Raw genomic sequence first — 15345 nt, 5'->3', positions numbered from 1 at the left:
CCCCATGACCCCCACCCGCCAGGAACCCACTCCCCGACAACACCCTCCACAGAGACGAGGACGACGATGTCCACGAGCAGTCGGCTGTTGAGCAGGCGCTCCTTCAACAGGCTGGCCGCCGGGACGGCCGCGACCGCCGCCGCGGGCGCGGTGAGCGCCTGTTCGCCGCAGGGCGGCAAGGCGTCCGCCGACAGCCCGTTGCGGATCATGGCGATCAACCACGTGTGGTCGCAGGCGATCAAGCGGCGGACGAAGGAGTTCGAGGAGCGGATCGGGCGCCGGGTCTCGATGACCCTGCTCACCGCGGACCAGTTGTCGAGCAGCTACAACGTCAAGCTCAACGCCTCGGGCACCGACGTGGACGTCATGATGGTCCGCGCCCTCCAGGAGCAGCTGCTCTTCGCGCACAACGACTGGCTGGCCGACCTCACCGACCGGATCGGGGGCGACCGGGAGTTCGCCTGGACGGACTTCCAGAAGGCCCCGCGCGAGGCCTCCGTGACGGCCGGCAAGGTGCTGAGCGTCCCGGTGGTGACCGAACGCCCCACGCTGTACTACCGCAAGGACCTCGTCGACGGGCCGCCCCGCACCCTGGACGCCCTGCTGTCCACCGCACTGGAACTCACCGAGAAGGACAAGGGGTTCTACGGGTACGTCGGCCGCGGCCAGCGCAGCGGCGCCGTCTCCCAGTGGTCCAGCTTCCTGTACTCGCACGGCGGCGACTTCCTCGTCGACGGCAGGTCGGGCATCGGCAGCCGCCAGGCACTGGCCGCCTACGAGTACTACGGCGACCTGCTCGGGCGGGCCGGCCCGCCCGGCTCCACCAACATGAGCCTCGAACAGGCCATGCCGATCTTCGCGCAGGGCAAGGCCGCCTTCTACATCGACGCCGACGCGATCTACAGCAACTTCCTCGATCCGAAGATCGCCACCCGGGGAGTGCGGGACTCCGTCGGGTTCGCCCCCTTCCCCGCGGGCCCGGCCGGTGCGAAGCCGCACAACATCCCGTCCTGGAGCCTCGGCATCAACAAGTTCTCCCTGCTGCGCGACGAGGCGTGGGAGTTCATCAGGTGGGCCGCGGGACCGGCCATGTCCGCCGACCTCCAGTCGGACGGCATACCCGGCGCCCGCAGCTCCGTGTGGGCCGACTCCCGCACTCTCGCGTCCTTCCCGGCGGACCTCGCCGAGTCGATGCGGGTCAACGCCGAACGCGGCCTCGGCTACGACCGGCCGCGAGTCCTCCAGGTCGGCCGGGCCAGGGACATCGTCGGGCGCCCCCTGGTCGCGGCGATCCTCGGCGAGTCCGTACGGCCCGTCGCGCGCGACGCCGACGCGGAGTTCGCCGATTTCCTCGTCCGCGACAACCGCCACAAGGAGTCCTGATGGCCGCCACCGAGGTCTCCCCCACCCCCGCCGGCACCCAGGGGCCGCCGGACGCACCCCGCAGCAGGCCGCCGCGCGCCTTCGAGCAGGCCAACCGGCGCCTGAAATGGGCGATGCTCACCCCGGCGCTGCTCTTCGTCGGCCTGATGATCGTCTTTCCGCTGGCTTTCACCCTCGATCTCAGCCTGACCGACGCCTTCGGAGCGGTGAACGCCGACAAGCGCCACATCGGTCTCCAGAACTTCCTCGACGCGCTCGGCGACACCCGCCGGTTCTGGCCGGCCGCGCGCCGCACCCTGGTCTTCACCGTCGGTGCCGTGGTCCTGGAGACGGTCCTCGGGCTCGCGCTCGCGATGCTGATGCGCAAGCCGTTCCGCGGTATGCGCCTGGTGCGCACCGTCCTGATCATCCCGCTGCTCGCCACCCCGGTCGCGATCGGCGTCCTGTGGCTGCTGATCCTCGACCCCACCAACGGCATCGCCAACCACCTGCTCGCCGGTGTCGGACTGCCCCGCCAGGAGTTCCTCGGCTCGGTGAGCCAGTCGCTGCCGGTGCTGATGCTCATCGACGTGTGGCAGTGGACACCGATGATGACGCTGCTCCTGCTCGCGGGTCTGACCACCCTCCCCGAGGAGCCCGAGGAAGCCGCGCTCGTCGACGGCGCGAGCGCCTGGCAGCGCTTCCGCCACGTGATCCTGCCGATGCTCGCCCCCACGCTCGCCACGGCCCTGGTCCTGCGCGCCGTCGACGCGCTCAAGACCTTCGACATCCTCTACGCCACCAAGGGCGCGGGCGGGGGCTCCGACTTCGAGGTGGAGACGCTCAACGTCTACGCCTACGGACTCACCTTCGACTACCAGGAGTACGGCCTGGCCGCCGCCGTCCTGGTGCTGTTCACACTGTTCATCATCGGTGTCGTGGTCCTCCTGCGCCGCCGCGGCGGAAGGAAGAACGGATGAGCGCCACCGTCACCCCCGCGTCCCGGCCGCCGCTCGCGCCCGGCGCCCGCGGGCGCCGGAAGTGGTCCTGGCTGCGCGGCACGGCCATCGCTCTGGTCACACTCGTCTTCGCGCTGCCCCTGGTGTGGATGTTCGCCGCCGCCTTCAAGACCAACGTGCAGGTGACCGACCCGAGCGTGGGGCTGTGGTTCAGGCCCACCCTCGACAACTTCCGCAGCATCGTCGAGGCCGGTCAGATCGTGCGCTCCCTGGGCAACTCCCTGCTGGTCGGGGCGGTGTCCACGGTGCTGTCCGCCGTCATCGCCGTACCCGCCGCATGGGCCGTGGGCCGGTTCGGCATGCACCGCACCGGCTCGCTCATCCTCGTGGCGCGCATCGTGCCGGCGATCTCGCTGCTCGTGCCCTGGTACTACCTGTTCGCGCAGATGGGGCTCGTCGGCTCCTACACCGTCCTGGTGCTCAGCCACATGTTCGTCTCCGTGCCGCTGATCATGTGGGTCATGATCAGCTTCTTCGCGGGTCTCCCGGTCGAGCTGGAGGAGGCCGCCCGCACCGACGGCCTGAGCGCGTTCGGCGCCTTCTGGCGCATCTCGCTGCCCCTGGCCGCGCCCGGCACCGCGACCGCCTCGCTCCTCGCCTTCGTCTTCAGCTGGAACAACTTCATGTTCGCGCTGGTCTTCGCCGACGACCGCACGCAGACGGTGCCCGTGACCCTCTTCAACTTCATCTCGTACGCGAGCACGGACTGGGGCGGTCTCATGGCCGCCGCCACCCTCATCACCGTCCCCGTCCTCATCGCCGCCGTCGTCGGCCAGAAGTACCTGGTGGCGGGCCTGACCGCAGGCGCCACCAAGGGCTGAGCAAGCCCAGCCCCCGCCCCACGCCACCGCACCGGAAAGAGCACACGTATGAAGATCGTCGACGCCCAGGTCGTCGTCACCAGCCCGGGCCGCAACTTCGTCACGCTGAAGCTGACGACCGACGACGGCCTCACCGGTCTCGGCGACGCCACCCTCAACGGCCGCGAACTCGCCGTCGTCAGCTATCTGACCGACCACGTCGTCCCCCTGCTCACCGGCCGCGACCCGCACCGGATCGAGGACACCTGGCAGTACCTGTACCGGGGGGCCTACTGGCGGCGCGGCCCCGTCACCATGGCCGCGATCGCCGCCGTCGACGTGGCGCTGTGGGACATCAAGGCGAAGGCGGCCGGTCTGCCGCTCTACCAGCTCCTCGGCGGCGCCGGCCGGGACCGCGTCCGCGCCTACGGGCACGCGAATGGCCGCGACATCCCCGAACTCCTCGACTCCGTACGCGCCAGGCTCGCCGAGGGCTACCAGGCGGTGCGCATCCAGTCGGGCATCCCCGGCCTGAAGGCCGTGTACGGCGTGCACAGCACCGACGACGGCGGCGCACCCGTCCTGCACCAGCAGGCCCGCCCCCTCGTGGAGGACTGGGACACCGACGCCTACCTGCGCCATACCCCCACCGTCTTCGAGGCGGTCCGCGCGGAGTTCGGCGCCGAACTGCCGCTGCTCCACGACGCGCACCACCGGCTCAGCCCCGTACAGGCGGCACGGCTCGGCAGGGACCTGGAACCGTACCGCCCGTTCTGGCTGGAGGACTGCACGCCGGCCGAGAACCAGGAGGCCCTGCGCCTGGTGCGCCGGAACACCACGACGCCGCTCGCCATCGGCGAGGTCTTCAACACCGTGTACGACTACCAGCTGCTGATCACCGAGCAGCTGATCGATTACGTCCGTTCCGCGGTCACCCACTTCGGCGGTGTCACCCCGCTGCGCAAGCTCTTCGACTTCGCCGCGCAGTACCAGATCAGGACCGCGGTGCACGGCCCCGAGGACATCTCCCCGGTGGGCATGGCCGCCGCCCTCCACCTGGACCTCGCCGTGCACAACTTCGGCATCCAGGAGTACTCGGGCCACACCCCGCTCACCAACGAGGTCTTCCGGCACGCCTACACGTTCACCGACGGCCACCTGCACCCGGGCGAGGCCCCCGGCATCGGGGTGGACCTGGACCTGGACCTCGCGGCGGCCCACCCCTACGAGGCGGCCTACCTGCCGGTCAACCGGCTCCAGGACGGCTCCGTGCACGACTGGTGAGCACCGCACCGCCCGGCGGCACACCCGACTGTGCCGCCGGGCGGACCGCACCCCCACCCGGCGTTCGCCGAACCGCCGGCCAACCTCCGGCCAACCGCCGGAAACCGGTCGTATCCCGTACGCACCATGGACAACCACCGCATCCCTCGCTACGCTCGCGGACGATTGACAACGATGTCGGATTCCGGGCGTGGCGGCTACGGGAAGCGGAGATCATCGATGGTCACACGGAGAGTTCTGCTGCGGACGAGCGGTGCGGTCGCCGCGGCGGGCGGCCTCGGGCTCGTAGGACCACCCCGGGCGGAGGCCGAGGCCGCGCCGCCGCCCCGCCTCCTTCCGTCCTTCGGCCGCCCCACCCGACTCGACGTGGCCGACGTCAGCGCCCTCGACGGCTACGACCAACTGCTCCTCACGACCCTCCAGGGCGTCGTCAACCGCCGCGAACCACGCCTCTACTTCAGTTACGACACCGGGGACACCGACCTGCGCTGGCTCGCCGGCACCGGCGCGAGCACCACCACGCACGCCCACGCCCTCGACCTGGTGGCCCGGTACCGCCGCGAGGTGCGCGGCGCCGTACTGATCGACCCGGACGTGCCCGACTCGGTCAACGTCGCGACCACCCTGGCCGGCCTGACCGGCGCGGTGGCGGCCACGGCGGAGCAGGCCGACCGCCACGGCCTCGGAACGGTCACCGACCTGCGCGGCCGCTTCGACCTCGACGACGTCTCCGCCACCTACCGCTGGCAACTCGACCACCTCTTCCCCCGCTGCGCCCACACCCTGGTCGCCGGACTGCCGCCGACCCGCACCGTGCCCGCCGCGGGGGTGCGGTGGCGGGAGGTCGCGAGGGAGGCGTCCCGTGTGCGCGACGGCTCCAACCGCCGCACCCGCACGCTGGACCTGAGTCCGGAACTGAACGACGGAGGCACCGGCGACGCCGTGTACCTGCGCTTCCAGGATTCGTTCGGCGACGACGGCTGGGGCGCGTCCGTGGGCTCCGTAGCCCTGTACGCCGACGGAACCCGAATCGCCCGTTTCACCCCCGGCACCGAGGCCGAGCAGCCCTACCTCTTCGACGGCCTCAACTCCTCCGTCGGCGGCGACGCCAACCGGTTCAGCGACGGCGGCGGCTACTTCGTCTACCGCTTCTCCGTCCCCGGCGGTACGGAGCGGCTGACCGCCGAGGTCGACCTGTGGAACCAGTACCTCGTCACCGCCACCACCACGGCACCGACCCGCGTCGAACCGTTCCCCCACTTCCGTGACTACGCGGTCGCGAGCAGGTCCATGGTCCTGTGGCTGCCGCCCGCGGGCGAGACCGGTGACCTGCTGGACGACGCGCTGGGCCGACTCGCGCCGACCACGCCGTACACCGGCTGGTTCCCCAATGACGTGGCCGGTGAATGGGGCGGCGTCGACCGCGCCTCGCGGCACGGCGTCCAGGTCGTCGCCACGGACTTCTACATGAACGCGACGGTCCACGCGGGCGTGCCCGCACGCGTCTCCAGCCGTGTCCGCACGCGGCCGGGAGCGCGGCTCCGCAACCGCGTCTACGTCACGTTCACCGTCGGCGAGGGCGACAACGCGCAGTACTGCCAGCGTCGCATGCGGGACATCTGGGACGACCCGGCGCGCGGCACCGTCCCCGTCAACTGGACCGTCAGCCCCCTGCTCGCCGACCTCGGCCCCGCACTCCTCGCCCACTACCAGCACACCGCCACCGCCAACGACCTCCTCATCTGCGGCCCGTCCGGCGCCGGTTACACGTATCCGGCCTCCTGGCCCGAGGAACACCTCTGCGCCTACACGGAACTGACCGGCCGCTATCTGCGCCGCACCGGCATGGACCTCGTGTACGCCTACAACCCGCGCAACACGGCAGGCGACGGCTGGATCCCCTTCGACGAACGCGTCGTCACCTCCTACGCCCGCGACACGCCCCTGCGCGGCATCATCCAGTCCTGGGAGACCGGCGACCTCCAGACCCGCGCCGGCGGAATCCCGGTGATCGGCAACTTCTACCCGCAGGGCAAGGGCCCGGAGTTCCGGGACGCCCTGCTGGCGCACATCGAGGACCGCGACCCGGCCCGCCCCCTGTTCATCGCCGCGGCCATCAACGCCTGGACCTGGACACCGAGCGACATCGCAGCCGTCGCGGCACTCCTGGACGACCCGTTCGAGGTGGTACGCGGCGACGCGTTCTTCGAGTTGCTGAACAGGGCCCAGGGGCACGGCTGACACACCCCCGGGCCACCGCCGGCAGGCCGGCAGGCCGGCAGGTCAACACGTCGACCGTACGGAACACCCTCAAGACGGGGCCGAACGCCTCCGCTGCAGCAGCCAGGTACCCCCTGTCACCGCTCCCGTCATCAAAAAGCCCACCATCAGAGACATCCTGAACTCGGCCATCTTGCTGCCGTCGTCCGCCATGACCACCGACAGCGTCGTGATGACGACTGTGATCACCAGCCCAATGGCCAGGTTCTTCCTCACTGGCGATTTCAGCAATTTCTCCTCGTTTCTCGATGAGTGTGCACCGATCTGTGGTCTCAGCCAGTCAGAGCGGTCAGCAGCTCGGCGGTTCGGGTCTGTTCCTCGTGTGATCCCGGAAGCGCCGCCACGACGTCAGTAGCGCCCGCGTCGAACAGACGCCGGATCTACGCGAACGCCGGATCTACGCGCGAGCGAAGAACCCCAGGGCGCCGCGCGGGCGCGCGAGGCCCCCGGCCACCACGATGCCCGCAGCGCACCAGGCTCCGGCGACACGTGCCGTCCCTCGTCGACGCGGACACCGTCGTCACCGCGACGTGCCGGACAGCGCCATGGCCTGCGGCCCGCCCGCCTCGGTCGCCGGCCGACGGCCGCGGATCCTGCGGGCCAGACCGACGAGGACCGAGCGCAGCGCCTCGGCCCGACGGCTGGACGGTACGAACATCTGCTGCTTGAGCCGCGCGGTGCGCTGGTGCTTGGTGATGAACGGACGCAGCCCGGCCTCCCAGGCGTCCAGGGCGGCGGCGAGGTCGTCGGGGTGCTCTCGCAGAGCCGCGCCCAGTGCGGCGCCGCCGCGCAGCGAGGACGTGGCGCCCATGCCCGAGTACAGGTTCATGCACCAGGCCGCGTCCCCCACCAGCACGACCCGCCCCTTGCTCCACCGCGGCATCCGCACCTGGTGCACCGAGTCGAACACGTGGTCAGGGGCCTCTTCCAGGGAGTCCAGGACGTGGCGAACCACGGGGTCGTCGTCCATCCCGGAGAAGACCGCGCGCTGTCGCTCGCCTCGTACGTGGGCACCTGCTCCTTCAACTGGAACGCGCAGATCATCGCCTTCCAGTTCGCCAGGTAGTCCTCGTCCGGACCGAACACCGTCCGGCGCACGCTCGAACGCATCCCGTCCGCGCCGACCACCAGGTCGAAGCTCTCGCTGTACCGGGCACCGGTGCCGGCGTTCTCGAACAGGACCTGCACCTCGGCAGGACCCTCGGTGATCGCGACCGGAGCGGTCCCGAACCACACCTCGACGCCCGTGATGCTCTGCCACAGCGCGGCCTCGATGTCGCCGCGCAGCACCGCTGCCGGCCCTCCGGGCTGGTCCAGGAATCCCAGAGCCGGCCTGCGCCTGCCCCGGCGGTCCACCGACCACGCTTTCGCGTCGGCTCCCCCTTCCGGGTTGCGGGTGTGCAGGTGGTCGGCGATGCCCAGGTCGACGGCGGCCTGCCGGCCCTCCGGGAACAGCCCGACGAAGTAGCCCCCGGTCCGCCGCTCGGGCGCCCGTTCGACGATCACCGGCGTCCAACCGGCCCGGCGCAGCCCGATCGCCGCGGACATCCCCGCGATCCCGAGCCCGACCACCAACGCCCTCTTCCGCATGGCCGTCACCGCGCCGGGCCGGACGGGACAGCGGCCGCCGCCGCGGTGAACTCCGCTGCCAGTCGGCGGTGGACGACACTGCGGACCACATCGAGAACGCCCGAAACCAGCACCTGGACCGGACGGCTGGACGGTACGAACCGCTGTTGCTTGATCCGTGCGGAGCGCCGCTGGCTGGTGATGTAGGGACGCAGGCCGGTCTCCCAGGCGTCCAGAGCGGCGGCGAGGTCGCCGGGGTGCTCCCGCAGGGCCACACCCAGTGCGGCGCCGCCGCGCAGCGAGGACGAGGAGCCCATGGCCGAGTAGGTGTTCATGCACCAGGCCGCGTCACCCACCAGCACGACCCGCCCCTTGCTCCACCGGTCCATCTTCACCTGGTGGATCGAGTCGAACACGTGGTCAGGGGCCTCTTCCAGGGAGTCCCTGTCGCTCGCCTCGTACGTGGGCACCTGCTCCTTCAACTGGAACGCGCAGATCATCGCCTTCCAGTTCGCCAGGTAGTCCTCGTCCGGACCGAACACCATCCGGCGCACGCTCGAACGCATCCCGTCCGCGCCGACCACCAGGTCGAAGTCCTCGCGGTACTGCTTCCCGGTGCCGGCGTCCTCGAGCAGGACCCGCACCCCGCCGGCGCCCTCGGTCATCTCGACCGGAGTGGTCGCGAACCGCACCTCGACCGGGTCCTCCGCCCCGTCGCCGGTGATGCCCTGCCACAACGCGGCCTCGATGTCGCTGCGCAGCACCGCTGCCAGCCCGCTGGGCGTGTCCAGCAATCCCAGAGCCGGCTTCCGCCTGCCCCGTCGATCCACCGACCACGAGTTCCCGCCCGGTCGCCATTCCGGGTTGCGGGTGTGCAGGTGGTCGGCGATCCCCAGGTCGGCCGCGGCCTGCACGCCCTCCGGGAACATGAAGATGAAGTAGCCCCCGGTACGTCGCTCGGGTGCCCGTTCGACGATCACCGGCGTCCAACCGGCCCGGCGCAGCCCGATCGCCGCGGACATCCCCGCGATCCCGAGCCCCACCACTAGTGCCCTCTTCTGCATGGCTTTCCCTTCTCCGATCACGTTCTGATGGATGGTTCAGTCCGGCACGACGACGGCGCGGCTGCGGCCGGTGTGTGCCGATGCCTGGCCGCCCGGGCTCAGCGGGGACGCGGTGCGGGCAGTTGCCGGGACCCGTCGGCGAAGCGGGCCATGACTCGGGCCGCCTCGGCGGGCATCTCCTCGGCCGACCACGGTCCGACGGGCCCGACACCCCGTGGCGCCCGGCACCGGCACGGTGCCCGACGTCCCCGCTGCCTCGCGTCGCGCGGCGAGGACATTCAGCCCGACAGGCCAGGGTTCATGCCCGCGGCGATCGCGAGCGGATCCGCCGCCCCCGGCCGAGACCTCCGCCCGGAAGGGAGCGGCCGACCGCTCGGCCGTCGTCCCGAAGGGCGGACGCGCGCGGTCGGTGCAGACCGGTCGCCCGTACCGGTGGACACCTCATCTGGCCGCGGCCGTAGTGCCACCAGGTGGCCGGCCCGCGCGCGTTGTTGTCCAGACCGGCCCCGACGAGGTGTGGGGGCGCGGAACCGGGCGGGACCGTCGGCTCGGGCAAGTCGGCACAGACGGGCGACGCACCGGGCGCGGTGACGACTGCAGCACGCATCACGGGCACTCCTTAACTAAGTTCAGTGCTGTGTCCAGCATTCCTGAACGCTGTTAAGGTGTCAACCATGAACAAGGGCATCACCCGGGAGCAGATCGTCACGGCGGCGCTCGAACTCCTCGACGACCAGGGCATGGACGCCGTCACCGTCCGCGCACTCGCCTCCCGGCTGGACGTCCGTCCCTCCGCCCTCTACTGGCACGTGCGCAACAAGCAGGAGCTGCTCGACGAGATGGCCACCGAGGTCATGCGCCGCGTGGCCGGCGCCTTCGCCGCGGTCCCGCCGGGCGACGGGTGGCGCGACGACCTCGCCGCCTACACCCGCGTGCTGCGCTCGGAGTACCTGCTCCACCGCGACGGCGCCCGCATCTTCAGCGGCACCCGAATCACCGACCCGGACGTGGTCCGCATGAAAGAGCCGTTGTTCGAACGCTGGACCGCGTCCGGCTGGAAGCCCGCCGACGCGGACGACGCGATCGACCTGGTCACAGCGTTCGCCGTCGGCTTCGTCATCGAGGAGCAGGAGAGGCGCCAGGCCGCCGAGGACGATCCGTCGCGCTACTCGATCGACCGGCGCGACGCCTGGCTCGGCGAAGGTGCGTCACTGGTCAAGGAAGCCGGACACCTCCGAGACGACGGCGACCGGCGGTTCGAACGGCTCCTCGGCATGGTCCTCGACGGGATCGCCGCCCGGCTGGAGACGTGACTCACCCGCACGCCTGCACACCGGCACCGTCGCGAGCCCCGCGGCCGCGAGGTCGCCGCGAACTCCCTGGCCGGGTGCAGCTGTGCATCCTGACGGGTGGCGCGGGGCTCGGGTGGTGGACGCCGTCGATCAACACGTGATTGCAGGGCGCGGAGTGCAGCAATGCCGCGGACTTCTCGTGCAGCGTGGGATACAACTCGGTTCCGGACGGGTTGGCCCGGGACCGCTCGATCGCCGGCACCAGAAGACCCATCGCTGTCCATCAGCTCGGCCAGGACGTCGTCGGCCTTCAACCCGGCCCGGTCCTGGCAGGGCGCCGCTACCTTGCTGCGGCGACCTTGCGCAGGGCGGCCTGTGCGGCCCAGTAGCCCGACATGCCGTGTGCACCGGCTCCGGGGGGCGTGGCGGCCGAGCAGATGAAGACCCCGTCGACCCCGGTGGCGTAGGGGTGCAGCGTGACGCGGGGGCGGAACACGAGCTGCAGCGGGTCGTTGGAGCCCGACACGATGTCGCCGCCGACGTAGTTGGCGTTCCTCCGGGACATCTCGGTGGTGCTGCACACGGCCGTGCCACGGATGCGGTCGCGAAAACCGGGCGCGAAGCGCTCGATCTGGGCGACGATCGCCTCCGTCGCGTCTCCGGTGTAGCCGGCCGGCACGTGGGCGTAGGCGTAGAACGGGTGCACGTCGTCGGCGGACCGCGACGGGTCGGCGACGTACTGCTGCGCGGCCAGGACGAAAGGCCGGTCCGGCATGCGGCCACCGGCGACGGTCGCCTCGGCCGACGCGATCTCCTCGAACGTCCCGCCGACGTGCACCGTGCCGGCGTGTCGGCTCGGCTCATGTGTCCACGGCACACCGCCCTCCACGGCGAAGTCGACCTTGAAGGCGCCCGGGCCGTGGCGGTAGGCGCGGTACGCGCGTGCGACGTGCCGTGGGAGTCGGTTGCCGATGATGTCGGCCGCGGCGCCGGGAGCGGTGTCGAGCATGACGAGGTCGAGGGGTCCGAGCTCGTCAAGGCCGGTGACGGTGCGTCCGGTCTCGAACAGCACGCCCCGCTGCGTGGCTGCGGCGATCATCGCCGTGGAGATGGCGGCCGAGCCGCCGACGGCGGCACCCCAGCCGTACCGGTGGGCGGCGGTGCCGAGCGCCACGCCGATGGCCGAGGACGCGAGGGCGTCGAGCGGGCGGAAGGCGTGTGCGGCGAGCCCGGCGAGCAGAGCGCGCGCCTCGTCCTGGTGCCAGCGTCGGGCCAGGAGCGAGGCGGGTTGCCCGGCGTACAGTCCGAAACGGACGAGGTGGAGCGGATGCCTGGGTATGTGGAGCACCGGTTGCAGGAACTCGTCGGCGATCGTGTCGAAACGGTCGTTCAGCGAGCCGAAGACGCGGGTCCAGATGCGGCCGTCGCGGCCGCCGAGGTGACGGCCGGTCTCCTCGATGGAGCGGTAGGCGGCGGCGCCGCGTCCGTGGTCGAGCGGGTGGGAGTACTGCACTGGCGGCTCCACCCACGACAAGCCGTGCTCGGCGAGGTCGAACGCCTTGGAGAACCGCGTGGTGATCGCCAGTGGGTGGATCGCCGCGCACACGTCGTGCACGAGCCCCGGAAGGGTCAGTTCCGCCGAGCGAGTGCCGCCCCCCAGGGTGTCGGCAGCCTCGATGACGCGCACCCGGACCCCGGCGTCAGCCAGTACGAGCGCGGCTGCGAGGCCGTTGGGACCGCTGCCGACGACGACAGCCGTCGTCACGATGTCTCCTTGTCCGGGCCCGCCGCTCGGGCGCTCGTGGACGCGGTGGTGGTGCGCAGTCCCGGTCTGTCGGACTTGCCGAGGGAGTTCTCGGGCACCTCGTCGATGAAGGTCACCGAGGCCGGCAGCTGGAACTTCGCGATCCGCTGTGTCAGGAACGCAACGAGTTCGCCCTCGTCGAGGACGCCGACGTCGCCGGTGTGCAGCCGACCGTTTATGAGGGCCTCGGCGGTCTCCTCCGGCCTGTTGAGGTAGCCGCGCATCACCGTGGGGCCCTGGATGACGACCTCGCCGCGCTCGCCGCGCGGCACCAGGGTGCCGTCCGGGGCCATGACGGCGACCGTCTGGCCGGGGAGGGCGACGCCGACCGTGCCGGGCTTACGGACACCGTGGAGCGGATTGCTCGTCGAGGCGCAGGTGCCCTTGGAGAGTCCGTAGCCCTCCACGAGCACCACGCCGAAGCGTTCCTCGATCCGGCCGATGAGCGCGGTCGGCATCGGAGCCGCTCCGCAGACGACGAGGCGCAGGGAGCTGGTGCCCGGCTCCAGGTCGTCGAGGTCCGGGGCGGCCGGGCCCACGTCGACTCCTGCGCCGGTCGCGGTGAGGTCCTCGAGCGCGAGTGGCGTGACGCCCTTCAGTGAAAGACCGTCGTGGGTGACAAGTACGCGTGAGCCGGAGTCGGCGACCTGGTACTCGGCCTCAGCGCCGGCCAGGGTGTGCGCCGCCGGCACGCGGGACGCGGGCTCGACCCGCGCCGCGAAGGCCTTGTTGGTCAGCGTGCCGACGGTCTCGTCGGAGAGACACAGACTGTCGGGCCGGGCGCAGGCGCGCTTTGAGGGAAGAGATGCGAGGTGCACGGGGCGTCCTTCGAGGAGGGGCAGCCGGCGAGGGGTCAGGCGGATGTCTCGTCGGGACGGTTCGGGTTCGCTTCCAGGGTCTGCCGACGGTGGTAGCCGGCGGCGGTCCAGGTGACGTCCAGCGGGACGGGACCGTTGGGTAGCCACGGCTGCTCCGCCACGCAGTCGGCGACCTTCCAGGTGCCCCGCTCGACGATGCCCAGCGCGGCGTCGACCACCTGATACTGCTGGGTGCGCCGGTGGATGGGCTGGGACTCGACCCAGACCACGACCAGGTCGCCGGGCTCGAGGCCGAGGCGCTTCTGCACGGCAGCGACGAGGCGGGCGTCATGCATGTGGCCGTCGCCGAAGTTGAAGCCGAGGACGGTGTTGCACACGAACTCGCCCTCGCGGACGGTGCGTGTCTCGATGTCGGCCAGGTGCGCGTACAGGAGCGAGAACAAGCCACGCCCCTGGCTGTGCATCGAGCGCCAGGCGAGTGCCTTCTGCAACGTCATCTCGGCATCGTCACGCTCGTACGGAGTCGGGATCATGCGCTGCAGCTGGTCGATCTGGTTCTCCACCCCGGGCAGTTCGTTGAGCCGCTCCTCCACACCGGGCTTCATCGCCCACACGGCCGAGGCCCAGTTCCCCGCGTACTGGCGCATGGAGGGCAGGAAGGAGACGAGGTCGGGACGCAGGTTGCCCAGAACCGGCCCGAACATCAGCAGCGCGAAGACCGGGACGAGCAGCAGCGGCCCGGAGAAGTTCCAGATGTTGTACGTGCCGGGATCGAACCCGACCCACAGGACGATCGCGATGAACCCGAAGAAGACATTCCACTCCAGTGGAACGGCGAGCGGGAAGGTCGAGGTGATGAAGATGTGGAAGGCCAGCATGCACAGCGCGCCGATCAGCGCCACGGTCGCGCTCGTCGTCAGCAGCAGGGTGATCGGGACGATGATCTCGACCCCGGTGCCGCCGACGTGCGCCGTGAACCAGGCGACGCGGGAGGGACGCAGATCGTTCGGAGCGTCCCGGTAGTGCAGACGCTTGACGGCTCGTCCTGGCATGGCCGGGCTGTTGGAGACCATCGGCGGCACGACGTTCTCGAAGTGGGCACCGAACTTGGACACGCCGGCGCCGATCCACACGACACAGATCACGATCTTGAACACCACAACGAGGTCGATGAAGTCCACCATGCCGCCGATGCTCCCCATCAGTGCGGAGAACAGCATGATCGGCAGGTACTGCTCGGACCGGCCGGCCAGGAAGACGACCTTGTCGCGCAGGCCCATCAGGGGCATGAGGACGAGAACCGGGAGGAAGTAGTGCGGCGCGATGAGTTCCTGCGCGCCGGTGCCCGCCGGCAGGAACTCGCTCGGCACGGGCTCGGCCCGCGCGGCCAGCGGGTAGACGAGGCTAGCCAGCACCCCGACGAACAGCGCGACGTCGAACCAGGTGCGCTCGTCACCGCCGGTGAGCGGCACGCGGTTGCCCCAAGGCGCCATGCGTATGGTGCCGGGACGGATCCAGTACCGGATGTTGCCTGTCATCGGGCGGAAGTGGCCGCACAGGGGGCCGAACGCACCGCCGAGTCCGATCACCTCAAGCAGCATCAGCCACACGGCCAGCTTCTGGTACACGATGATGTTGCGGTACCAGGAGCCGACGTCACTGAGCTCGATCCCGGACGTCACCGACGCGATCCAGATGCCGACACCGAAGTAGAGGCCGAGCATCTTGACGAGGTAGACGATGTGCAGCACGCGCGGTGTGCCGAACCCGTCGTCGACCCAGTGGGTGCAGAGGATGCGAACGCGTTCGCGCAGGGGAAGCCTCAGGAAGACCGCCGGCTCGACCGGCTGCGGCGACGGGTTGATGAATCCCAATGGGTGCTCCTCGTGGAGGGTCGTCCGGGCGGCACGCATGAGTCGCTGCCCTGCCGGCGTTGGCACGCCGTCGGCATCCGGGGCCGCGTCACGCGATCCGGAAGCACGGACTCTAGAAGCCGGTGAGACCTGGGACACTGTGCGCGCGAACCAAAAGAGCTGGTAAGCATTGGGCTCCG

The 15345-nt window shown here is 70.7% G+C and carries 11 protein-coding genes and 1 pseudogene; 6 read left to right on the top strand and 6 right to left on the bottom strand.

The window, feature by feature from the left end; translation table 11 throughout:
• Positions 1-66 precede the first annotated feature (66 nt).
• From IG94_RS0126875 to IG94_RS0126855, 5 genes are all read left to right on the top strand, one after another.
• Positions 67-1383, top strand: a complete 1317-nt coding sequence (locus tag IG94_RS0126875; RefSeq protein WP_031042454.1) for an ABC transporter substrate-binding protein — start codon at positions 67-69, stop codon at positions 1381-1383.
• A complete protein-coding gene (locus IG94_RS0126870) occupies positions 1383-2342 on the top strand; it encodes a carbohydrate ABC transporter permease (RefSeq protein WP_031042452.1) in 960 nt (319 codons plus the stop codon). Before IG94_RS0126875 ends, IG94_RS0126870 begins: the two co-directional genes overlap by 1 nt.
• Positions 2339-3202 (top strand): carbohydrate ABC transporter permease, encoded by an 864-nt coding sequence (locus tag IG94_RS0126865; protein WP_031042449.1) that lies wholly within the window; start codon positions 2339-2341, stop codon positions 3200-3202. The genes IG94_RS0126870 and IG94_RS0126865 overlap by 4 nt, the downstream gene beginning before the upstream one ends.
• Before the next feature lie 48 nt (positions 3203-3250).
• A complete protein-coding gene (gene manD, locus IG94_RS0126860) occupies positions 3251-4465 on the top strand; it encodes a D-mannonate dehydratase ManD (protein WP_031042446.1) in 1215 nt (404 codons plus the stop codon).
• 219 nt (positions 4466-4684) lie between these two features.
• Positions 4685-6706, top strand: coding sequence for a GxGYxYP domain-containing protein (locus IG94_RS0126855; protein ID WP_043484626.1), 2022 nt, complete (start codon positions 4685-4687; stop codon positions 6704-6706).
• Between the two features lie 69 nt (positions 6707-6775).
• Here IG94_RS0126855 and IG94_RS0126850 read toward each other — a convergent pair whose 3' ends face one another.
• From IG94_RS0126850 to IG94_RS38855, 3 genes and pseudogenes are all read right to left on the bottom strand, one after another.
• Positions 6776-6961: a hypothetical protein gene (locus IG94_RS0126850; protein ID WP_224286484.1), complete on the bottom strand. Its 186-nt coding sequence runs from the start codon at positions 6959-6961 to the stop codon at positions 6776-6778.
• A gap of 304 nt (positions 6962-7265) precedes the next feature.
• Positions 7266-8335, bottom strand: a pseudogene (locus IG94_RS38860) (FAD-dependent monooxygenase).
• Positions 8336-8340: 5 nt separating this feature from the next.
• Positions 8341-9378, bottom strand: a complete 1038-nt coding sequence (locus tag IG94_RS38855) for an FAD-dependent monooxygenase (protein ID WP_078892434.1) — start codon at positions 9376-9378, stop codon at positions 8341-8343.
• Positions 9379-10052: 674 nt separating this feature from the next.
• Between IG94_RS38855 and IG94_RS0126835 the strand changes: the two genes are divergently transcribed.
• Positions 10053-10691, top strand: coding sequence for a TetR/AcrR family transcriptional regulator C-terminal domain-containing protein (locus IG94_RS0126835; RefSeq protein WP_031042437.1), 639 nt, complete (start codon positions 10053-10055; stop codon positions 10689-10691).
• Positions 10692-11010: 319 nt separating this feature from the next.
• On the opposite strand, the gene IG94_RS0126830 is transcribed toward IG94_RS0126835, so the two are convergent.
• Genes IG94_RS0126830 through IG94_RS0126820 form a run of 3 tightly spaced genes read right to left on the bottom strand, consistent with a single transcriptional unit; the run spans position 11011 to position 15166 of the window.
• The gene (locus IG94_RS0126830) at positions 11011-12435 is read right to left on the bottom strand and encodes a phytoene desaturase family protein (RefSeq protein WP_031042435.1); all 1425 of its coding nucleotides are present in this window, start codon (positions 12433-12435) and stop codon (positions 11011-11013) included.
• Positions 12432-13292 carry an AMP-binding protein gene (locus IG94_RS41970; protein ID WP_031042433.1) on the bottom strand — a complete coding sequence of 287 codons (861 nt, stop codon included), beginning with the start codon at positions 13290-13292 and terminating at the stop codon, positions 12432-12434. Before IG94_RS41970 ends, IG94_RS0126830 begins: the two co-directional genes overlap by 4 nt.
• Positions 13293-13327: 35 nt before the next feature.
• Positions 13328-15166, bottom strand: a complete 1839-nt coding sequence (locus IG94_RS0126820; RefSeq protein WP_031042432.1) for a DUF3556 domain-containing protein — start codon at positions 15164-15166, stop codon at positions 13328-13330.
• Positions 15167-15345: the final 179 nt, after the last annotated feature.

It is taken from the genome of Streptomyces olivaceus (genome assembly GCF_000721235.1).
Taxonomy (GTDB): Bacteria; Actinomycetota; Actinomycetes; order Streptomycetales; family Streptomycetaceae; genus Streptomyces; species Streptomyces olivaceus.
This window is presented reverse-complemented; position numbering and strand designations above follow the sequence as displayed.